This is a genomic window from Corynebacterium sp. KPL1986, assembly GCF_000477975.1.
In the GTDB taxonomy this organism is placed as follows: Bacteria; Actinomycetota; Actinomycetes; order Mycobacteriales; family Mycobacteriaceae; genus Corynebacterium; species Corynebacterium accolens.
Map to the genome: position 1 here is coordinate 1,758,399 of NZ_KI515719.1, position 20,349 is coordinate 1,778,747.

17 protein-coding genes are annotated in these 20,349 nt (G+C 60.5%); 8 read left to right on the plus strand and 9 right to left on the minus strand.

All coding sequences use genetic code 11. From position 1 onward, the window contains the following. Entirely contained in the window at positions 1-984 is a 984-nt protein-coding gene (locus HMPREF1287_RS08055; RefSeq protein ID WP_023016365.1) for an ABC transporter permease, read from the minus strand. Between the two features lie 153 nt (positions 985-1,137). On the opposite strand from HMPREF1287_RS08055, the gene HMPREF1287_RS08060 reads away from it, so the two are divergent. From HMPREF1287_RS08060 to HMPREF1287_RS08075, 4 genes are read left to right on the plus strand one after another with little or no spacing between them, the layout of a single operon-like run. Next, positions 1,138-2,235, plus strand: coding sequence for a sensor histidine kinase (locus HMPREF1287_RS08060; RefSeq protein WP_042404140.1), 1,098 nt, complete (start codon positions 1,138-1,140; stop codon positions 2,233-2,235). Further along, positions 2,228-2,845: a response regulator transcription factor gene (locus tag HMPREF1287_RS08065; protein WP_023016367.1), complete on the plus strand. Its 618-nt coding sequence runs from the start codon at positions 2,228-2,230 to the stop codon at positions 2,843-2,845. The genes HMPREF1287_RS08060 and HMPREF1287_RS08065 overlap by 8 nt, the downstream gene beginning before the upstream one ends. Next, positions 2,845-3,828 (plus strand): NAD(P)-binding domain-containing protein, encoded by a 984-nt coding sequence (locus tag HMPREF1287_RS08070; RefSeq protein ID WP_023016368.1) that lies wholly within the window; start codon positions 2,845-2,847, stop codon positions 3,826-3,828. Before HMPREF1287_RS08065 ends, HMPREF1287_RS08070 begins: the two co-directional genes overlap by 1 nt. 35 nt (positions 3,829-3,863) lie before the next feature. Next, a complete protein-coding gene (locus HMPREF1287_RS08075; RefSeq protein ID WP_005275849.1) occupies positions 3,864-4,838 on the plus strand; it encodes an MDR family oxidoreductase in 975 nt (324 codons plus the stop codon). Positions 4,839-4,915: 77 nt separating this feature from the next. On the opposite strand, the gene HMPREF1287_RS08080 is transcribed toward HMPREF1287_RS08075, so the two are convergent. Then, complete coding sequence (locus HMPREF1287_RS08080; protein ID WP_023016369.1) at positions 4,916-5,362, minus strand: MarR family winged helix-turn-helix transcriptional regulator; 447 nt, start codon at positions 5,360-5,362, stop codon at positions 4,916-4,918. Positions 5,363-5,676: 314 nt separating this feature from the next. Between HMPREF1287_RS08080 and HMPREF1287_RS08085 the strand changes: the two genes are divergently transcribed. Beyond that, on the plus strand, positions 5,677-6,315 hold the full coding sequence (locus HMPREF1287_RS08085; RefSeq protein ID WP_232218845.1) for a hypothetical protein: 639 nt from the start codon (positions 5,677-5,679) through the stop codon (positions 6,313-6,315). A gap of 28 nt (positions 6,316-6,343) precedes the next feature. Here HMPREF1287_RS08085 and HMPREF1287_RS08090 read toward each other — a convergent pair whose 3' ends face one another. The 5 genes from HMPREF1287_RS08090 to leuS all read right to left on the minus strand — a co-directional run bounded on the left by HMPREF1287_RS08090 (position 6,344) and on the right by leuS (position 12,201). Next, entirely contained in the window at positions 6,344-6,910 is a 567-nt protein-coding gene (locus HMPREF1287_RS08090; RefSeq protein WP_023016371.1) for an NADPH-dependent FMN reductase, read from the minus strand. Positions 6,911-6,945: 35 nt separating this feature from the next. Continuing rightward, positions 6,946-7,959 (minus strand): class 1b ribonucleoside-diphosphate reductase subunit beta, encoded by a 1,014-nt coding sequence (gene nrdF, locus HMPREF1287_RS08095; protein WP_023016372.1) that lies wholly within the window; start codon positions 7,957-7,959, stop codon positions 6,946-6,948. 39 nt (positions 7,960-7,998) lie between these two features. Next, positions 7,999-8,472 (minus strand): class Ib ribonucleoside-diphosphate reductase assembly flavoprotein NrdI, encoded by a 474-nt coding sequence (gene nrdI, locus HMPREF1287_RS08100; protein WP_023016373.1) that lies wholly within the window; start codon positions 8,470-8,472, stop codon positions 7,999-8,001. A gap of 144 nt (positions 8,473-8,616) precedes the next feature. Further along, the gene (locus HMPREF1287_RS08105; protein WP_023016374.1) at positions 8,617-9,351 is read right to left on the minus strand and encodes a metal-dependent transcriptional regulator; all 735 of its coding nucleotides are present in this window, start codon (positions 9,349-9,351) and stop codon (positions 8,617-8,619) included. A gap of 3 nt (positions 9,352-9,354) precedes the next feature. Next, positions 9,355-12,201 carry a leucine--tRNA ligase gene (gene leuS / locus HMPREF1287_RS08110; RefSeq protein ID WP_023016375.1) on the minus strand — a complete coding sequence of 949 codons (2,847 nt, stop codon included), beginning with the start codon at positions 12,199-12,201 and terminating at the stop codon, positions 9,355-9,357. 297 nt (positions 12,202-12,498) lie between these two features. Between leuS and HMPREF1287_RS08115 the strand changes: the two genes are divergently transcribed. From HMPREF1287_RS08115 to HMPREF1287_RS08125, 3 genes are all read left to right on the plus strand, one after another. Further along, entirely contained in the window at positions 12,499-14,082 is a 1,584-nt protein-coding gene (locus tag HMPREF1287_RS08115) for an alkaline phosphatase (RefSeq protein ID WP_023016376.1), read from the plus strand. 115 nt (positions 14,083-14,197) lie between these two features. Beyond that, entirely contained in the window at positions 14,198-16,780 is a 2,583-nt protein-coding gene (locus tag HMPREF1287_RS08120) for a hypothetical protein (RefSeq protein ID WP_023016377.1), read from the plus strand. Between the two features lies 1 nt (position 16,781). Continuing rightward, positions 16,782-17,414, plus strand: a complete 633-nt coding sequence (locus HMPREF1287_RS08125) for an MOSC domain-containing protein (protein WP_023016378.1) — start codon at positions 16,782-16,784, stop codon at positions 17,412-17,414. Positions 17,415-17,439: 25 nt separating this feature from the next. On the opposite strand, the gene HMPREF1287_RS08130 is transcribed toward HMPREF1287_RS08125, so the two are convergent. Then, positions 17,440-18,624, minus strand: coding sequence for an MFS transporter (locus tag HMPREF1287_RS08130; RefSeq protein WP_232218888.1), 1,185 nt, complete (start codon positions 18,622-18,624; stop codon positions 17,440-17,442). 214 nt (positions 18,625-18,838) lie between these two features. Next, a complete protein-coding gene (locus HMPREF1287_RS08135) occupies positions 18,839-20,314 on the minus strand; it encodes an NAD-dependent succinate-semialdehyde dehydrogenase (RefSeq protein ID WP_023016380.1) in 1,476 nt (491 codons plus the stop codon). Between the last annotated feature and the right edge of the window lie 35 nt (positions 20,315-20,349).

Genomic DNA, 20,349 nt, shown 5'->3' on the forward strand with positions numbered 1-20,349 from the left:
TTAGGCATGTCCTCCCAATGCATCGAGGGGGTTGGCTTTGGCTACGCGGCGGGTAGATACGAGGGCGCCGGCCATGCCCAGAATCCAGATGCCGACCGCGGGAACGATAATGGTGCGCACGGACACATCAAAGGGAACGGTGCCGACGGCTACGAGGCCGAGCTGCCAGCCGACGAGCGCACCAAGGATGGTGCCGGCGGCCAAAATCAGTGCGGCCTGGGCCAGGGCATCGCGCAGCAGGTAGCGCACCGTGGCACCCAGGGCGCGCAGGATGGAAAGATCGCGGGTGCGCTGCAGGGTCCATACCGTCAGGAAGGCGACGGTGACCAGGGCGGAGATGCCGTAGAGGAAGCCCTGCATGGTCAGCAACGAACCGCGCTCGGACTGGTAAGCGGGCAGGCCGGAGAAGGAATCAGACATCTCGACCGAACCGGGCACCTCCTCAGAGTGCAAGGCAACCGTGCCGACCACACCCTCTGGTGCGTGGCTCACCTTCTGCCAAGTCTGGGTAGATACCCATACCACCGGCGAGTGGGAGAACTGCGTTTCGGCAACGGTGCCCTCTACGCAAAGGTCTACCCCGCCGATATTCACGGTGCCGGTGGCCTCAATCGTGTCAGACAGGACGGCGCCATCTTCCGGAATGGTGGCGTTGGTATTGGGGATAGTCGTACCGGCCGGCAGGCCCATCACGCCTACCGCGCCCTCGCCCTCCAACTTGGTTTGCGCGGTGCCCAAGGCAATCGCATCGCCGGAGAGATCCTTCTCGTGGATCTCGGACTCGTTATAGGCGGGCTCTTCGGTAGAAAAACTGACGTAGGGGTGCTCCTGCGCCACGGCCTCAAGCGCCGAGGTATTTTGCTTGGATAGGCCCTCCGTCAGGCCGGAGAGCATAACCAAAAGAAGGGTGATAAGCGCTACGGTGCCGCCGATGAGCCCGAAGCGGCCGCGCGCTGCGGTGATTTCACGAATAGCTAAGAACATACTTCTATAGTCCCTTTGTGCAGGTCAGAAGTAATCGGCGGCCTAGTTGAACCTCCAGTCAACCAACTGGTTGATCCCTCATCCACCCTCCGCCAGATACTGTAGGAAATTGTGTTTTCTGGACAGAAATTATGGCTCTGGGGCCTACACGCCATGTTCGCGTTCCTGCTGCTTTTCGGCGTGGCCCGCGCCTACATCGATGACCGCCTAGATGCCCGCGCCATCCTTTTGGCCATCGGCCTAGCCGCGGTGTACGCGGCCGCGCGCTGGCTTCCCACCTGGCTCTGGCTCACCGGGCTGTGCCTGCTCTGGTTGGGGCTCATGGTCCACGCGCAGGATTTCATGTGGCTCGAGTTCCCGCTCATCTTCGTCTTCCTGCGCGCCTTGCCCAAGTGGCCAGGGCTTATCTCCATCACGGTGCTGTGGGCGGCGGCCGCCTTCATTCCGGCGTGGCTGCATCCGGATGGCTGGTCCATCGCCGCGGCCATCGGCCCGCTTATCGGCACGACCTTTGCCGCGGGCGTGTTTTATATCCAGCGCCGGTTGCAGGCGGAGGCGGCGCACCACAGGGACATCGCCAAGCAGCTGCAAGAAACCCAGGCCGAGCTGGCCGCCAGCGAGCACCAGGCCGGGCGCTTGGAAGAGCGCGAGCGCCTGTCCCGGGATATCCATGACACCGTGGCCCAAGGGTTGAGTTCCATCCTGCTGCTCTCGCGCGCCGCCCGCACGACCGATGACCTAGCGACCAAGAACGAACAGCTCGCCGTCATCGAGGACACTGCCGGCGAGAACCTGGCGGAGGCCCGTCGCTTCGTCCGCGAGCTCGCCGGGCCCGATGAGCGCCTGGAGACCCAGCTGGATTCCATCCTGTCCCAGATGCGCCGACGCACGGAGGCTTTGGGCGAGGACACCACCTTTGACCTTGTGGTTTCCGGCAGCGGCAGCGTGCCCAGCGATATCAAGCAAGTGGTCGTGCGCGCCGCGCAGGAGGGCCTTAATAACGTGATCAAGCACGCGCACGCCTCCCGCGCGGTGGTCACCCTGGGCCTTTTTGAGGATGCGATTACCCTGGACGTCGTGGATAATGGGCACGGTGTAGTTGAGCCCCCGCGCCACGGCGGCGATAGCGGCTTTGGCTTGCAAGGATTGTCCCAGCGCGTGGAGAGCGTCGGTGGCTCCCTGAGCCTCGAATCCGGCGACGGCACCGCCCTTGCCATCAGAATCCCCCTCAAGGAGCAGCCCCATGGTTAATGTCATGCTTATCGATGACCACCCCGTCGTCCGCGCCGGGCTGCGCGCGATACTGAATACCTTTGCCGATGTCCGCGTGGTCATGGAAGGCGATAACGGCGCGGACGTGGACAAGCTCTTTACCGATGACGCCCCCGAGGTCGACGTCGTGGTCTGCGATATTCAGATGCCGGGCGTCGATGGCATCACCGCCACCAAGAAGCTGTCCGAGGCCGGCGGCCCGCCCGTGCTCATACTCACCACCTATGACACCCAAGCCGATATCTTGGCCGCGGTCGAGGCTGGCGCGATGGGCTACCTGCTCAAGGATTCGCCCGAGGAAGAGCTACACGAAGCGGTGCTCAATACCGCCGCACGCCGGCGCACCCTCGCCCCTGAGGTGGTCAACCTCTTGGCCCAGCGCGTGGGCCAGCCGGAGCAGTCCCTCTCCACGCGCGAGCTGGAGATCCTCCGCGCCCTTGCGACCGGCTCCTCCAATAAGGAGCTGGCCAATCAACTCTTCATTTCTGAGGCCACCGTGAAAACACACCTCATTCACATCTATCAAAAGCTGGGCGTAGACACCCGCACTGCCGCGGTAACTGTGGCCCGCGAAAGGAAACTGATTTAATGCTGGACTGCATCGTTATCGGCGGCGGCCAAGCAGGTTTAGCTACGGGCTATTACTTGCGGAAAAAGCGCCTCGATTTCCAGATCCTTGATGCCGAGCCCTCCCCCGGCGCGGCCTGGCGCCACGCGTGGCCATCGCTCACGTTATTTAGCAATAGCGCGTCTTCCAACCTGCCCGGCTTGCCGATGCCCCACCACGACGGATTTCCGCCCGCCAGCCACGTCATCGATTACTTCACCCGCTACGAGCAACGCTATGACCTGCCCGTACGCCGGCCGGTGCGGGTCCAGGAAGTCACCCACGATGGCGAGCGCTTTCACGTCACCACCGATGATGAGCACCTCACCGCGCGCACGGTGGTAGCCGCCACGGGCACGTGGTCTTCCCCGTTTGTCCCCTACTACCCCGGCGCTTTTTCTGGCCGGCAATGGCACTCGGCGGTATATCCTGGACCCGATCCTTTCCAGGGCGAATCCGTCGCCGTCGTTGGGGCAGGTAATTCCGGGTCCCAGATAGCCGCTGAACTCGTGCTATCCGGAGTAGACACCACCTGGTTCACGGCGAAGCCGCCACGGTGGATGCCCGATGATGTCGATGGCCGCGTGCTCTTTCAGCGCAACCGCGCCCGCCTCAACGCCATGATGCGCGGCGAGCCCGACCCAGGCGCAGATACCAACTTGGGCGATATCGTTGTCGTTCCTCCCGTAAAACAAGCCCGCGATGAGGGCCTGCTCGAGGCCTCCCCCATGTTCTCCAGCCTCGATGAGGTGGAGGCGGATCACCTCATCTGGTGTACCGGATTTCGCCCCGCGCTAGGCCCTTTCCGCGAGCTTCTCGATGGCCGCACCCCCACCGTAACGGGCCTTTTCCTCGTTGGTTATGGCACGTGGACGGGCCCGGGGTCCGCAACGATTACTGGGGTGAGCCCCTTTGCCAAGCAGACCGCGGGGGACATCGCCAAGCTCTGCTCCCCCGACCTTTAGCTGCCCAAAAATGGTTGCATCACAATTCACGTATCATGGTGAGCATGAGCACGCTACTTGTTACCCGTAACGAAGATAAATCCGTCACCACCTCCTTTGAGGAAGGGGAATTCCTCGGCGAGGGTGACCTGACCGTTGACGTCTCTTATTCCTCGCTGAACTACAAGGACGCGATGGCGATTACCGGCGATCCCGGCGTCGTCCGCACCAATCCACTGGTGCCCGGCATCGACGTGGTCGGCACCGTATCCGAGTCCAACGTGCAGCGCCTGCCGGTGGGCACCTTGGTTGCCTCCTTTGGCGATGGCCTTGGCGAATTCCGCCACGGCGGCTACACCCCAAAGCAACGCGTCAATTCCCGCGCCACCGTTGCCCTGCCTGCAGATTTCACCGCGGAGCAGGCCGCTGCCGTCGGTACCGCCGGCTACACCGCGGCACTGTGCGTTAACTCGCTGCGCGGGCTTCCCGAGGGCCCCGTCCTCGTCACCGGCGCCACCGGCGGCGTCGGTTCCATCGCCGTCAACCTCCTGCGCAATGCCGGCTACGAGGTCCACGCCATGACCGGCCGCCCCGACGATTACGCCAACTACCTCCACGAGCTCGGCGCGCACGAGATCATTGACCGCTCCGAATTCACCGAGCCGGGCAAGCCTCTACAAAAGGCCATCTACGCTGGCGCCGTGGACACCTCCGGTTCCCAGGAGCTGGCCAATGTCTTGGCCCGCACTAAGTGGGGCGGCACCGTTGCCGCCACCGGTATGGCCAGCGGCCCCGACCTGCCCGCCACAGTCATGCCCTTCATCCTGCGCAACGTGCACCTAGCCGGCGTGAACTCCGTCGATGCCCCACTGCACTACCGCCAGAATGCTTGGCAGCTCCTCGCCCGCACCCTGGACCTGTCCATCCTGGAGTCCCTGACCAATACCCTCCCGCTGGAAGATGCGGTGGAGGAAGCACAATCGCTCATCAACGGCAGCCACCATGGCCGCACGGTGTTGAAGATTTCCTAAGGCCTAAGGCCTTTAGGGCCTACAGCTAGAAAGGCACCCCGTTACTCCTGGCGGGGTGCCTTTTCTGTGCCTCCGGCCTAGGCGCCGCCCGCCAAGTGCCGCGTGATTTTCCTCGAGATGGATCCCAACTGCCGCAGCTCCTCTTCCGTTAGGACAGAGACCACCTTTTCTTCCACTTTCGCGGTATGACTGCCCAATGCTGCGGCGAATGCTCCCTCACCTATTTTCGTCACTGTGACTTCAATAGCTCGGGGTCCTAGTTCCTCCGCGTGCCGCCTTGTCACCAACTTGCGCCCCTCCATCCGGACCAGTTGTCGGTGCAACCGCGACTTTTCCCACCCCAGTTCCGCAGCCAACTCATGCGGCCGGGTGCTCTGCCCACGGCGGCGCTGCAGGACGGCTAACACCGCATAATCGGCCTCGCTCACATTCGCGGCTGCCTGCAGCGCGTTGGCCAACTCCTTATGCAGCGCCCGCTGCATCGCTACAAAATCCGCCCACGCCGCACTTTCCTCTGCGCGCACGGCATCTCTCCCTTTAGCTTTTGACTTAAATGGTATTATACCCTGCGCAGTTGATTACTCAACCGTGTATTGACTGTGACAGTTGACCCATCAACCCCCAACATTATTAAACGGCTTGGATTAATCGTACCAATAATTCGCGTGCTCCATACTTTTGCCGGTTTAACCGTATGTACTTCGCTTTTTATAACCTATTTATTGGTGTTAATATTCGGTTGCTTTTCTCCATATTTAGTTTCTGTTAAGTAAAAACTGGCCTATTTTCAGACCGCCCGCAACTCCGATTGAGCAGACGCCTGTCTATGATGGCGGGCATGGATAAACTTTTTAGCGCCTGCGGATTCGACTTCCTGGACACGGAGGAACTCGTCGCAGACCTTCCCGCAGAGCGGACCTTGTGGGACGCACCTGCTTTCGATCAAGTGCGCTACTACGCGGATCCCTCCGGCATCGCCGTAACGGCGATGGAATACGAGGGGGAATGGACCGTCTTGCCGTCGTTCCGGAGTGGGGAAGACGTAGAGGCAACCCTGTATCGCGCCATGCCATTTATTGGCATCTTAGAAATGGAAGATTTCCGGTGGGCAGTGCTTAGCGATGCCCCCTTCACGCTACCTACCGGCAACCCCGTGGGCGGCGAAAAACTGCGCGGCCGCGTGCGGCCCGCAGTCGTTGCGCTGGACTATGAATTAACGGAACCGGCGGAGTTTTCGCTGCGATCCCCGGCCACGGAACGGTTCTATCAAAACTACAAGCCCAGCCTGCTCAACCCACAGGTCGAGCTAGCTGGCACCGTGAATAACGTCGAGAAAAAGACCAATGAATTTGGGGGAGGGGAGTTCTGGGTATGCGAAATCGACGGGCTCCCGCTCATCGTTGATGCCCCAGTTGAGGCGGGCCAGGGAATCCGGGCGCACGGCATCGCGCTATGCGCCACGGAGTACTGGGATTAACCGCCTCGCTGCTAGGAGGAGGTAGCTCCTACTGTTGCGGAGCCGCAGGTACCAGGGCTACAAGGCGCTCGAGGTAGTCCTTCACAAACTCGATGGTGCTGGACGGCTCGATCTTTCCGTCTTCACCAAGGAGCTCGGGAGAATTGCCCAAGAATACCTCGGGCTGACCGGGCATCGGCATGTCGAAGTAGGACAAGGCTAGGCGCACATTCTTGTGGGAAGAATAGCCACCCATGCGGCCGACGGAGTGGCTGATGATGCCAGCTGGCTTATTCTTCCAGGCGACATCGGAATTGGGCTTGGACCCAATATCGATGGCATTTTTTAAGCACGCCGGGATCGTCCGGTTATTCTCGCTGGTCACGAACAAAATGGCATCCGCATCCTTAATCGCGTTGCGGAAATCGGTGTATTGTCCCGGCGTGGGTTTATCCTCCACGCCAGGATCGTCATAGTCGAAATCATAGAGCGGGAGGTCACGCAGGTCATAGCGCTGGCACTCTACGTGCTCGGGAACGAGTTCAATGGCATGGTTGGCGATCTTCTTCGCAATGCTTTCCCGCCGCAGGCTGCCAACGAGTACAAGAAGTTTCATGATGGGTGTCCTTTCGTGTGGAGACTTGTTGGTTTTTAGAAATCCCAGTCGGCATCGGAGGTCTCTACGGCTTTGCCGATGATATAAGAGGACCCCGAACCCGAAAAGAAGTCGTGGTTTTCATCCGATCCTGGCGTGAGTGCCGCGAGGATTTTCGGGTTGACCTGGCATTCCTCGTACGGGAAGAGGTTGGGATAGCCCAGATTCATCAGGGCTTTATTAGCGTTGTAGCGCACGAATGTAGCGACATCATCCATAAGCCCGTATGGTTCATAGAGCTCGCCGGAATAGCGCATCTCCAGGTCATAGAGCTTGCGCACCAGGTCAAAGGTGAATTCGCGCATTTCTTCGCGGCGAGCGTCCGTGGCGTGGTCGAGTCCCCGCTGGAACTTGTATCCGGAGTAGTAGCCGTGGACCGCCTTATCCCGCAGGATGAGCCTGATCATGTCAGCGGTATTGGTCAGCTTCCCGTGCACGCTAAAATGCAGTGGTAGATAGAAGCCGGCGTACAGCAGCAAGGAGGACAAGAGGGTAGAGGCAACCTTGCGCTTTAGTGGGTCGTCGCCGTAGTAATGCACCATCACACTGGTCGCGCGCTGCTGCAGCACTGGGTTATCCACGGCCCACGCATAGGATTTTTCGATCTCTTCGGTGCTGGCCAGGGTGGAAAAGATGGAGGAATAGCTCCGCGCATGCACGGCCTGCATGAAGGCTATATTGGTATAAACGGCCTCCTCATGTTCCGTCCGAGCATCTTGAATCTGGCTGATTTCGCCCACGGTGGCCTGCACGGTATCCAGTAGCGTCAGGCCGGTAAAGACGCGAATGGTGAGATCGCGCTCGGCTGGATCCATGCGCGACCAATCGTTGCGGTCATTGGAAAGCGGGACCTTCTCCGGCAACCAGAAATTCGAGGTCAGGCGGTTCCACACCTCTAAATCCTTATCATCCCAGATGCGATTCCAGTTCACTGGGCGCAACGGGGTGGAGGCATCGTGGCGAAAATGCGGCGGGGTTTGGGATCGCTCAATGAGCTCTTGATATTTCATCGGTACTTTCTCTTTTCTTTGTCTTCGAGGCCCTAGCCGTCAGGCAATGGACGCGTGGGCGGTGGGGTAGAGGTGGTGCGCAAAGAAGTCCTGCAACCCCTCCCGTACGCGGGCAACATCGCGGTCGGTACCGAGCAGCTCAAAACGGTAGAGCTCAGGCACGCCGCACTTTCGGGCTATCTGTGGCCCGGCGCAGCAATACGCTTCACCAAAATTGGTATTTCCAGAGGTGATGACGCCGCGCAGGAGTGCGCGATTTTCCGGAACGTTGAGGAATTGGCGCACCTGCACCGGAATCGCCGCCTTGATATTGCCGCCGCCGTAGGTCGGGACGATGAGCACAAAGGGCTCGGTGACATAGAGCATTCCTTCACGCTTCGGCCGCAAAGGAATGCGTGCCGCTGGAAAGCCCAGCTTGTGGACAAAACGGTGGGTATTTTCACTGACCGAGGAAAAATACACAAGATTAGCGGCGGTCTTAGTGCCGCAGGGTGGCGTCGAGGCTGTAGTCATCTCGCTCCTTAGTGGCTGCGCCGAAGCGCACTTTCTGCTTCAACTACAGATCTAACGTACTTTTAACTACGCCGCAACTAACCACCGTTGACATGCGCAAATACTTCCCTTCTTTCAGAAAAGAAGGGGAGAGGGGGAGGAGAGTTACATGCGCACCCACACGGCGCGGGCTGCATGGGAGCTCAAAGAAAACGCCGCGGAATGTTCATTCTGGGCATTCTCGTTTTGGTTACCCTCTACGCGCACGGCCATCCCGCCGGAATAGGGCTGGCTTTCGCGCACGCTCACGGCAGCGCCGATGGTCAGGTTATTCTCGCTGAAAAAGCGCAGCAGATCGGCATCCGCATCACTGATGCGGTCGACTACACCGCCCTCGCCAGGCTCTAAATCGCTGAGTTTGCGCAGATCTCCTGGCTCGGACGCGGGGGTCGCGGCATAGTCCGCGGGATAGTCACCCGTGGCGCTGGGGATGGGGTCTCCATGCGGATCGCGGCTCGGAAAACCCAGTTCAGCGTCTATGCGCTCCAGAAAGAAATCGGAGACGCAGTGCTCCAATTGCTCAGCCTCCGCGTGGACCTGGTCCCAGCGGTAGTGCAGGGATTCCACCAGGAAAGTTTCAATAAGGCGGTGCCGCCGCACCATGGCGAGGGCAAAGGCACGCCCCTCGGTGCTCAGCCCGATGGCACCATAAGGCGTATGGGTGACGAGACCCTTTTTCTCTAGCCGCCGCACCGCATCCGACGCGCTGGAGAGCCGAACGCCTATGTGCTGGGCGAGCATCTTTACCGTTACGGGATCGTCGTGCCATTCGCCCAGCTTAAACAGGGCCTTGAGGTAGTCCTGATTGGATGGCGAAAGGCCCGAGACGTCCACGCTCATTGGTTATTTAACCACCAGGTTCACCATCCGGCCGGGAACGTAGATCTTCTTCACCACGTTCTTGCCGGAGGTAAGGTCAGCCACCTTGGCATCGGCAAAAGCGGCCTCGAATACGGCGTCTTGGTCAGCATCGGCCGCAACGTTGATGCGGGATTTAACCTTGCCGTTGATCTGCACTGGCACCTGGATCTCATCATCTACCAGGTATTTCTCCTCAAAAGAGGGGAGTGGCTCGTAGGTGATGGTCTCATCGTGGCCAAAGCGCTGCCACAGTTCCTCCGCAATGTGCGGGGCGATGGGGGAGACCAGCTGGGTGATGGGCTCCACCGCCGCGCGCGGTGCCTCGGTGCGGTAGGTCTTGGTCAGGTAGTTGACGTACTCGATGAGCTTAGCCACGACCGTGTTCAGGCGCAGGTTCTCATAATCATCGCGCACGCCCGCGATGGTGCGGTGCAGCTGCTTCAGGTCATCCTGGGTGAGCTCGGCATCGGTAGTTGCCACTTCACCGGTGTCCTCATTGATGGCCAGGCGCCACAGGCGCTGCAGGAAGCGCTGCGAACCGACGACGTCCTTGGTCGCCCACGGGCGGGAGGTATCCAGCGGGCCCATGGACATCTCGTACACGCGCAGGGTATCGGCGCCGAAGTCGCGGCAGATATCGTCCGGGGCCACGGCGTTTTTCAGGGACTTGCCCATCTTGCCGTATTCCTGGTTGACCTCTTCGCCGTTGTAGTAGAACTTGCCGTCCTTTTCCTCTACCTCGGCCGCAGGGACATATACGCCGCGGGAATCGGTATAGGCGTAGGCCTGAATATAGCCCTGGTTGTACAGGCGGCGATACGGCTCCTGCGAGCTGACAAAGCCCAGGTCAAAGAGCACCTTGTGCCAGAAGCGGGCGTAGAGCAAGTGCAGCACGGCGTGCTCGACGCCGCCGACGTACAGATCCACACCACCCGGATCGTTTTCACCGTGCTCGTCTGGGCGCGGGCCGGTCCAGTAGCGCTCGTTTTCGATATCGCAGAAGGCCTCGCTATTGCGGGGATCGATATAGCGCAGCTGGTACCAGGAAGAACCCGCCCACTGGGGCATAACGTTGGTATCGCGGTAATAGGTCTGCGGGCCATCGCCTAGGTCCAGCTCTACCTCTACCCAGTCGCGGACCTTGGCCAGCGGCGGCTGCGGCTCCGAGTCCTTATCTTCAGGATCGAAGGAGGCCGGTTTGTAGTCTTCCACCTCGGGCAGCTCCACCGGCAGCATCGACTCTGGCAGCGGGTGGGCCATGCCGTCCTTGTCGTAGACGATGGGGAAGGGCTCGCCCCAGTAGCGCTGGCGGGCAAAGAGCCAGTCGCGCAGCTTGTACTGAATCTTGCCGCGGCCAGAGCCATCCTTTTCCAGCCATTCGATGGCCTGGGAGATGGCCTCCGCCTTATTCAGGCCATTGAGGTCCAGGCCCTTATCGTTGGCGGAGTTTACCAACGCGCCGTCCTCGGTCCAGGCTTCTTCCTCGATATTGCCGCCGGAGACGACCTCCGTAATCGGCAGGCCAAAGGCTTGGGCAAACTCATAGTCGCGCGTATCGTGCGCGGGAACGGCCATGATGGCGCCGGTACCGTAACCGGTCAGTACGTAGTCCGCGATGAAGATCGGGATGCGCTTGCCGGAGACCGGGTTGGTGGCATAGGTGCCCAAGAATACGCCGGTCTTTTCCTTGTTTTCCTGGCGCTCCAAGTCCGACTTCGCTGCGATATCCGCGCGGTAGGACTCGACGGCTTCCTTCGGGTCATCGTTGCTGTAGGTCCAGCGCTCGTCCACGTCATCGTCGTAAGGAATGGGGGACAAGAGGGCATCGACAAGCTCATGCTCCGGTGCCAAGACCACGTATTCCGCGCCAAAGAGCGTGTCTGGCCGCGTGGTAAACACGTCGATGCCATAGCCTTCCGCGGGGAAAGTTACCTCCGCGCCGCGAGAGCGACCAATCCAGTTGCGCTGCATGGACTTGACCTTCTCCGGCCAATCCAGCAGCTCCAGATCATCGAGCAAGCGATCCGAATACGCGGTAATGCGCATCATCCACTGGGACAGGTTCTTGCGAAAGACCGGGAAGTTGCCGCGCTCGGACTTGCCTTCCGCGGTGACCTCCTCGTTGGCCAAGACGGTACCCAGGCCCGGGCACCAGTTCACCGTGGAGTTGGACAGGTAGACCAGGCGGAACTCATCGACGGCCTGGGCCTTCTCCTGCGGGGACAAATCCTCGTAGTAGCGCCCGTCCTTGGTGGTGCGCTTATTGGCCTCCAATTCCTTGATGAGCTCAGCAATGGGGCGGGCCTTCTGCTGCTCTTCATCGAACCAGGAATTATAAATCTGCAGGAAGATCCACTGGGTCCACTTAAAGAACTCAGGATCCGTGGATTCCACCGAGCGGCGCGGATCGTGGCCCAAGCCCAGCATGCCCAGCTGGCGGCGCATGTTGTCGATATTGGCCATCGTGGTGGTCCGCGGGTGCGTACCGGTCTGGATGGCGTACTGCTCGGCCGGCAAACCGAAGGCATCGTAGCCCATGGTGTGCAGCACGTTCTTGCCCAGCATGCGGTTATAGCGGGCGTAAGTATCGGTGGCGATATAACCAAACGGGTGCCCCACGTGCAGGCCCGCACCGGAAGGGTAGGGGAACATGTCCTGCACGTTGAGCTTTTCCTTGGGCAGCTCGCCCGCACCCGTGGCTAGCGAACCGACTGGGTTCGGCGCGTTAAAGGTCTCGTGGTCCTTCCAATACTGCTGCCAAGTCTTTTCTATCTGGTTCGCCAGCTCAGGGGTGTAGCGGTACGACGTGGAATCGCTCGGTTTAGTCATAAACACACAGTGTAATAGCCCCAGCCCGGCGCGGGGTAGGCAGAGGTGGGTTTTGCTTCACTAATCCGGCACCGGGCTGGCACTCTGGCGGTAACGGCGGGGGACTGGGGCAAGGACTAAGGCCCGCCACGAGATGTTCCGGCAGTGTTTAGGAGCTATTAACGCGTAATTCCTTTCGTGGTTAAATCACGCCTTTATCTTCAGTTCAAGGCTTTGCACCCAGCCCTGTCTGGGTCATTTCTCTCTTGCTCGCAAGGCCGCCATCTCTTCGTCTCTCACTTCCACAAAGGACAATTCATGCGCACTTCTCTCCGCATTGGCGCCGCTGCCGTAGCCGCAACCGTGGCTACCGCTGGCGCAATTGCCCCAGCCACCGCCGCCGAATCCCAGGGCCCAAAGAACATCATCTACATGATTGGTGATGGCATGGGCTACGGCCACGTGGCGTTTAATAACCTCTACGAAACCGGCCAATCCAAGTACCTGGTCGATGGCGCATTTAGCGCCGAAGGACCAGAAGAACTCGACGGCGAATCCGTGCAGCGCTTCGAAGACTTCAACCGCCTGTCCATGACCACTTACCCAAATAACTCTTCCTATGACCCACAAAAGGCGTGGGCTAGCCATGAGTACGTGGATAAGGGATACACCGATTCCTCTGCCGCCGGCACCGCCATGTCCACCGGCGTGAAGACCGATAACGGCAAGCTGGGCGTGAACGATTACGGCCACGAGCAGGAAAACACCTCCGAGCGCGCCAAGAAGGCCGGAAAATCCGCTGGTGTGGTCTCCTCCGTGCCGTTTAGCCACGCCACCCCGGCTTCCTGGGCGGCGCACAACATTTCCCGCAATAACTACCTGGAGATTGCGGATGAGATGTTCAACTCTGATCTCGATGTCATCATGGGTGCCGGCCACCCGTTCTACGACGATGACAATAAGAAGAAGGATGAGGCCAAGTACAAGTACCTATCTGAAGAGGTCTACAACAAGCTGTCTTCCGGCGAGTCCGACTGGAACTACGCCGAAACCAAGGAGCAATTTGAGGCCTTGGCCCAAGGCGATGTCGCGGCGGGGGAGAAGTACTTCGGCCTGGCGCCTGTAGCCTCTACCTTGCAGCAGGGGCGCTCCGGCGAGTCCACAGTGCCTTATGACATTCCGTTTAACGATGTCGTGGATCTTCCCACCATGACCACCGGCGCCCTCAACGCGCTGGGCCAAAATGACGAGGGCTTCCACGTCATGATCGAAGGCGGCGCCATCGACTGGAGCGGCCACGGCAACGAATCCGCCCGCGATATCGAAGAGGTACAGGACTTCAATAAGTCCGTCGATGCCGCCATCGACTGGGTAGAAGAAAACTCCTCCTGGGACGAGACCCTGTTGGTCGTTACCGCTGACCACGAGACGGGATACCTCTCCGGCGCCAATGAGCGCTCTGAGGGTAAGTTCAACTCCATGAATGGTGGCGGTGGCAACACCCTGCCCTCTGGCCACCAGTGGTACTCCACGCAGCACACCAACCAGGTGGTCCCATTCTTCTTCAAGGGCGCTGGCTCCGAGGCCCTTCGCGCGAAGGCCACCCACACCGACCCTGTGCGCGGTGACTACATCGATAACACCACCTTGGCCAAGCTCACCTTGAATGAATGGTGGGTAAAGCACGATGACCAGGGCGGCAACGACCAAGCAGACGATTCTGCATCCGATCAGCCTGGCAACAATGACAATGGCGGTGACGGTTCCTCCAAGAGCGGGCTCTTCGCCGGCATCGCCGGTGCCGGTATCGCCTCGCTGGCCATCGGGGCCATTGCCTTCTTGGCGCAAAAGCTGGGCATCATCACCATCAACCCGAATGCGTGGCGGAACTTCTTCCACTAATCCTGGGCGATCAATTGCGCGCAAAGGCTTTCATCACTCTTGGTGGTGAAAGCCTTCTTTTTGCCCTCTGCCTGCAGAATCCACATCTTTTCAAAAATGATCTAGGCTGGTGTAAATGAGCCAGGAGAAGTTTCGTAGCCAGCTATCATCTTTTCTAGACGCGGCGGTTTTTCAGGGGGTCCCGCATCTTCGCCTCGCGCCGGATACCGATACTTTAGAGCTTTACCTGCCAGCCGTAAGCGCGGCCTATGAACCAGAAGACCCGCAATGGACCGTGACCACGCAGCTATTGGATGGCACGGAGGTCACCCGCAAGTTTTATTACGTCGCCGGTGAAGAACCTGGCTTGTGGGTTTCCATGCCGCAGCCCTTTACCCACCTTGCCGTAACGTTTGCGGAGCAGACGCTGGAGTTTGCGGGTATTGCCAATGGTGGCCTGCTGCTCGATTCCGCGCACCGGCCCGTCGATAGCACGCAGCCCATCCCGCAGGGCGCGTACACCTTCATCGCACCGACCGGCACGCAGCTAACTCCCGCCCCGGATAGCCAGCCGCGCCCGCATGGCGCGTGGGAAGGCTGGTCCATCTTTGAGGTAGCGGCACAAGATTCCTTCTCCATCGCTGTGCCACGCCAGGACAAGGCCACCATCACCGTTGCGGAGGGCGCGGATTTTTCCTGGGATATGGCGGTCAAGTCCCTGCCCAACGCGCGCGGGTTGGACGGCGAGCTGGTGTACACGAAATCCCCACGCCTCTTGGTCAATACCCCACTGCACCTGCAGCTGACCTATGTCCCCATCGGTGGGGAAGAGGAAGAAATCTTAGAAGATGAGCTGCCGGAGGGAATCCATGAGGTTCTACCCGGCGACGTCTTCGAGGACCCCTGGGTGGGCCGGTACCGCTTTAGCCTGTTTAAGGGCGAAGAGCTTGTCGATGTCCACTATCTCAACTTTGCCGAAACCCTCCACATGCGCTCCAAGAACGAGGGGCCCCGCGGCACCAACTTCCGCTTCATCGATGCGCTGGGGAACCTGTCACCGTTTAGCTATGCCTTGGCCTCGTCCCCCGATAAGCCCATTCACATGGAAAAGGGCCAGCGCGTATTTGGCGAAGACGAATCGGTGCGCGAGGAGACCATCAGCAGCGAAGCCGGCTACGAGCTGACCTTTGAGGTCATCCCGGCGACCATCCGCACGCGCGTGAAGCGCACCGCGGCCGAGCCCGTGGATTATATGGATAAGCAGGTCATCCTGGCGGATCAGCTGGATGCGGATGCGCTGTTTACGGTGCACTCGCCGGAGCCACTGCCGCTGGCGAAATTCGTGGTCATTGATAAGAACCAGAAGATCCGGGATCTCGTTACCGCCAATGGTTCGACGGAGGCGACGACGGCCCTCTCCGTGCCGAATCGCGCCCTCAAGGCAGCGCTGACAAAGAAGTCCTCGCTGGAGCTCTACCTCCTGTGGTCCACGCTGTCTTATGAGGAGTACCTGGAGGGCCTGCCTGATAAGGAGCGCGCGGCACACCTTAAGCGCAGCATGGACCGCCGCGTGATGGAATACGAGGCAACCGCGGCAAGCGACCTGATCTATGCCGCCATCGCCACGGTGCGCAAGGCGCCACTGGTGGCCCGCGCCACCATCGAAGACGGCATTTTAATGCCCGAGCAAACCCACGAGGAAGAGGTGGAGCTTTTGGCGTGGGCATGGCCGCTCGGCGACCCCGCCAGCGAGCCGCTGCCCTTGGAGCCGGTGGAGGAGGGCTTCGAGCTACCAGAGGAATTACACGAGGCTGGCGATCTCATCGTGGACTTCCGCGAGGATGAACCGGCCAGCAATCTCGCCGCCCCGCAGTACCCACCGGCGAGCTCGCTCATCATCTTCCACGACGGCGAGAGTGAGAATACCGCCGGGACGTGGGAGACCTATGCCGCCCTGCGCCGCCTCGCCCCCAAGGCCAAGGAGACCTTCGAGGGCGTTATCAAGGACATCGAGGCCGATCCGCGCGCCAGCCTCGATGCGCTCATGCAGGTGGACTTCGAGCGCGGCCAGCGCATGCGCGCGTTAGTGCGCACCGGCCTGATTACCCGTTCCTTTAGCCGCGAAGGGCAAGAGGCTGCGGCTTCTTCCGTGCTCGCCGCGCTTGCCGATGCCAACCAGGCCCGCGTCGAACACTTCGGATCCCCCTCGCTGTGGCGGACGGCCACCACGGGGGTAGACGATGTCACCCGCCCCATGCTGCTCATGAGCGCCACCGGCGAGGCCCCAACGCCTGCAACGGACAGCTCGCAGCTGTGCGATGACGCCCACCGCATCGCCGCGCTGCGCGAGTGCTTCGATAACGACCTGGCGCTCACCCGTCTGGGGACCATGTCCAATCTGCGCACAACCGCGCTGCAGTTGCGAGTGACGCTGCAGCAATTGGGCGTTGATAAGTCGGTATTGCACACCCTGCTCGCCCTGGATGCCTTTGGGGATGGAAACACGGATCTCGGTAGCTCCGCTTGGATGCCATTTATTTCCTATGTTTTTGCCATTGCCGCACGTGGGGTGGCCAATGGGAAACTGACGGATGCCGCCGTGGCCTCCGCGCTGGATAACGCCCTTCCGCAGCTCGCGGAGGCGGTCTCGCTGGCCCCAGAACTGTTTTACCGGGATATTCTCACTGCGGAGGCTCTGACCCGCGACTACAGTGACTGATATGCAGGTTATTTCCACCAACGTCGCCGTACGCGGGCCGGATCCGAGCGGGAGGCATGAGTTTTCGGGCATCGACAAGCGCCCGCAAGATTTCATCGATATCTCCGCTCCCGGCCCCAATTACGGCGATGGTTCTGGCGTGCGTGGCGATTCTATCGGCGATAGCGATCACCACGGTGGAAGTGACAAGGCCGTCTATGCCTATGCCCGTGAAGAGCTGGATTACTGGGAAGATTCGCTGGGCCGCACGCTGGCTGCGGGGTCTTTTGGGGAGAACCTCACCACGCGCGGCATTGATCTTTCCATGCTGCTTATCAATCAACGCCTTCACATTGGCACTACCACACTCGAGGTATCCATACCGCGCCAGCCATGCGTGACCTTTTCCGGGTGGGTGCAGGAGAAGGGCTGGCTCAAGCGGTGGACTGCGCGCGGTGATTGCGGCGCCTACTTCCGCGTCATCTCGCCAGGGCGCATTTCCGCGGGGGATGCCATAACCTGCGGCCCTGCTCCCGCGCACGATATCACCATGCGCATGGCGTTTGCGGCCAAGATGGGAGACCGGGCGATGGCCCGGCGCGTGGTCGATGCCAATTGCTTGCCGCCCCAGCACGCAAAAAAGCTCCGGGTATAACCCGGAGCCAGACACATTTGTGGCTTTAGGCCGGCTGCACGTCCTCTGCGGCGCTGCTAACAGGCGCCTTCGCCTTGGGGTAGCGGCCGTGCACCATGTAGTAGTACACCGCCGCGACGGCGATGAGGCCGGCGAGGATGAGGTACATCGTATCGAAGCCGGTGGCGCTCACGATGGGGCCAAGCCCGAAGGGTGCGAGGCCGATGCCGAAGTCCATCAAGAGGAACATCGTGGAGATGCCCGCGCCTATTTGGGCGGCCGATACAGAGCGCACCGAGATGGCTTGGCAGGCGGGGCTTAGCGTGCCGTATCCCATGCCCGTAAACGCACCCGCGACCACGAGCATGACGTCATTGCTGGGAAAGCCCATGATGATAAGGGCGATGGCGAAAGAGACCAGGCCCAGGTACATGACCGAGTTATCGCCCTTGTGGTCCTGGATCCGGCCCAAGAAGAAGCGCATGATGAGCATGACTACGGCGTAGCCGATGAAAAAGAGCCCGGCACCGGTGGCAAGGTCTTCTTCGCGTGCATAGGCATTGAGGTAGGTGACCACGCCGGAGTAGGCGATGCCCACTAGGAGCATGAAAAAGCCGATCGGCAACACGTTGGGGTGCACCGCGTTGCGCAGCTTGAAGGCCGGCTTTTCCTCATCGAGTTCCGCCGGGTAGCGCAATACGAGCGCCAGCACGAGGGAGACGATATTGGACCCCAGGGCGACCGCGAAGAGGGTGTTATAGCCAATATTATTGGCCAAGAACAAGCCCACGGCTGGGCCGAAGGCGGTAGCCAGGGTCGTGCCGAGGGCGAAGTAGCCGGTGCCTTCCGCGCGGCGCTGCTGGGGGATGACGGACTGGGCGACGGCCATCAGCGCCGTCGAGGTTAGCGCATAGCCCGCGCCGTGAAGCAGGCGCACCAGGATCAGAACGGCCACGTTATGCGCCACGAAATAGCCCACCGTCACGATGCTGACGAAGGCCAGCGAGGTCAGAGCGGCGCGCTTTTGCCCCACGCGGTCCACCAACCAGCCGGAGACGATGCGCATGAATGTCGCGCCCAAAACGAAGGCGCTGGAGGCAAAACCACTGACGGTATCGGATGCCCCGAAGCTCTCGACGGCGTAGAGGGCCATGGTCGTTACCGTTAGGTAAAAGACAAGGAATTGGCCAAAATTAGCCACCCACGCCAACAGGAACGTGGGTGTAATCAATGGCGGCTGAGCTGCCGCTGAATTCGTTATTGACAAAACTCACTCCAAATAAAAAATAAAAATCCTCCCAACCGCGCACGGCCCCAGAAGGGCCGCGTGCGGGGAGAAGGAAAGCAATCACAATTATGCGGGGAGTGAGTATACGCCGCGGGCACTTAATTGTTTAATCAAACGCGGTTATAAGAGCGTTCTAAACTGTGATTGCTGGGCGGTATTAGGCATTCGCATAAGGGTCGCGGATGCCCAAGTACTGCACGGTGGTGTATTCCGCAATGCCTTCCGCGCCGCCCTCGCGGCCCAAACCCGACTGCTTGACGCCACCGAATGGGGCGGCGGCGTTCGAAATAACGCCGGCGTTAAAGCCCATCAGGCCGAACTCCAAGCCATCGGCCACGCGCCAGAGGCGATCGGAATCTTCGGTAAAGACATAGGACGCCAAGCCGTACTCGGTGTCGTTGGCGATCTCGAGCGCCTCTTCCTCGGCGCTGAAGGTGATGATCGGGGCAACAGGACCGAAAATCTCTTCCTGAGAAACGCGTGTTTCACGTGAAACATTGCTAATGACGGTCGGCTCGTAGAAGTAGCCGCCGCCACCGGCGCGCTTGCCGCCGGTGAGGATGGTGGCACCCTTCTCGGCGGCATCGTCCACGAGGCCGGACACGCTGTCGAGGGCCTTAGGCTCGATGAGCGGGCCACAGGTCACACCCTCATCCATGCCGTTGCCCAGCTTGAGCTTCTTAAACTCCGCGACGAGCTTTTCAGAGAACTCTTCAGCCACGGATTCGTGGACCAAGAAGCGGTTGGCCGCCGTGCAGGCCTCACCGATATTGCGCATCTTGGCGCCCATCGCGCCCTTAACCGCCTGATCAATGTCCGCATCTTCGAAGACGATGAACGGCGCGTTTCCGCCGAGCTCCATGGAGGTGCGCAATACGTTATCGGCCGCACCCTTCAGCAGGGTCCTGCCCACTGGGGTGGAGCCGGTGAAGGAGAGCTTGCGCAGGCGGGCATCGGCAAGCAGCGGCTCCGAAATAGCGGAGGCGGACTTGCCGGATACGACGTTGAGCACACCCTTGGGCAGGCCCGCATCGAGCATGGTCTGCGCGAAGTACTGCGCGGTGAGGGGAGTAAGCTTCGCCGGCTTGAGCACCATCGTGCAGCCCGCTGCCACCGCGGGGGCCACCTTGCGGGTCGCCATCGCGAGCGGGAAGTTCCACGGGGTAATCAACAGGCAGGGGCCCACCGGCTTGCGGCGGGTGATCATCCGCAATGTACCTTCGGGAACGGTTGCGGTGCGGCCATAATCGCGCACCGCTTCTTCGCTAAACCAACGGAGGAACTCCCCGCCGTAGGTGACCTCACCCTTGGACTCCGCGATGGGCTTGCCCATCTCAAGGGTCATCAGCGCGGCGAAGTCTTCCGCGCGCTCCTGCACGAGTTCGAAAGCCCGGCGCAAGATCTCTGCGCGCTCGCGCGGCGTGGTGCGGGCCCACTCATCCTGGACGGCGCAGGCGGCATCCAGGGCGGCAGTGGCATCCTCCCTGTTCGCGGAAGCAAGCGTCGCGAGCTTCTCGCCCGTGGCCGAGTTTTCCACGTCGAAAGTCTCCCCGGAGGTGGAGTCGCGCCACTCACCACCGATGAGCAACTGGGTAGGAACCTTTGCAATTACCTCTTCGATATTGATGCTCATAACCATCACCTTTCTTGGAAATATAGACTTACACC

Bases quoted from the DNA above. Each gene is read 5' to 3' on its own strand.
- HMPREF1287_RS08055 (WP_023016365.1), bottom strand. From the start codon at position 984: ATGTTCTTAGCTATTCGTGAAATCACCGCAGCGCGCGGCCGCTTCGGG.
- HMPREF1287_RS08060 (WP_042404140.1), top strand. From the start codon at position 1,138: ATGTTCGCGTTCCTGCTGCTTTTCGGCGTGGCCCGCGCCTACATCGAT.
- HMPREF1287_RS08065 (WP_023016367.1), top strand. From the start codon at position 2,228: ATGGTTAATGTCATGCTTATCGATGACCACCCCGTCGTCCGCGCCGGG.
- HMPREF1287_RS08070 (WP_023016368.1), top strand. From the start codon at position 2,845: ATGCTGGACTGCATCGTTATCGGCGGCGGCCAAGCAGGTTTAGCTACG.
- HMPREF1287_RS08075 (WP_005275849.1), top strand. From the start codon at position 3,864: ATGGTGAGCATGAGCACGCTACTTGTTACCCGTAACGAAGATAAATCC.
- HMPREF1287_RS08085 (WP_232218845.1), top strand. From the start codon at position 5,677: ATGGATAAACTTTTTAGCGCCTGCGGATTCGACTTCCTGGACACGGAG.
- HMPREF1287_RS08090 (WP_023016371.1), bottom strand. From the start codon at position 6,910: ATGAAACTTCTTGTACTCGTTGGCAGCCTGCGGCGGGAAAGCATTGCG.
- nrdF (WP_023016372.1), bottom strand. From the start codon at position 7,959: ATGAAATATCAAGAGCTCATTGAGCGATCCCAAACCCCGCCGCATTTT.
- nrdI (WP_023016373.1), bottom strand. From the start codon at position 8,472: ATGACTACAGCCTCGACGCCACCCTGCGGCACTAAGACCGCCGCTAAT.
- HMPREF1287_RS08105 (WP_023016374.1), bottom strand. From the start codon at position 9,351: ATGAGCGTGGACGTCTCGGGCCTTTCGCCATCCAATCAGGACTACCTC.
- leuS (WP_023016375.1), bottom strand. From the start codon at position 12,201: ATGACTAAACCGAGCGATTCCACGTCGTACCGCTACACCCCTGAGCTG.
- HMPREF1287_RS08115 (WP_023016376.1), top strand. From the start codon at position 12,499: ATGCGCACTTCTCTCCGCATTGGCGCCGCTGCCGTAGCCGCAACCGTG.
- HMPREF1287_RS08120 (WP_023016377.1), top strand. From the start codon at position 14,198: ATGAGCCAGGAGAAGTTTCGTAGCCAGCTATCATCTTTTCTAGACGCG.
- HMPREF1287_RS08125 (WP_023016378.1), top strand. From the start codon at position 16,782: ATGCAGGTTATTTCCACCAACGTCGCCGTACGCGGGCCGGATCCGAGC.
- HMPREF1287_RS08135 (WP_023016380.1), bottom strand. From the start codon at position 20,314: ATGAGCATCAATATCGAAGAGGTAATTGCAAAGGTTCCTACCCAGTTG.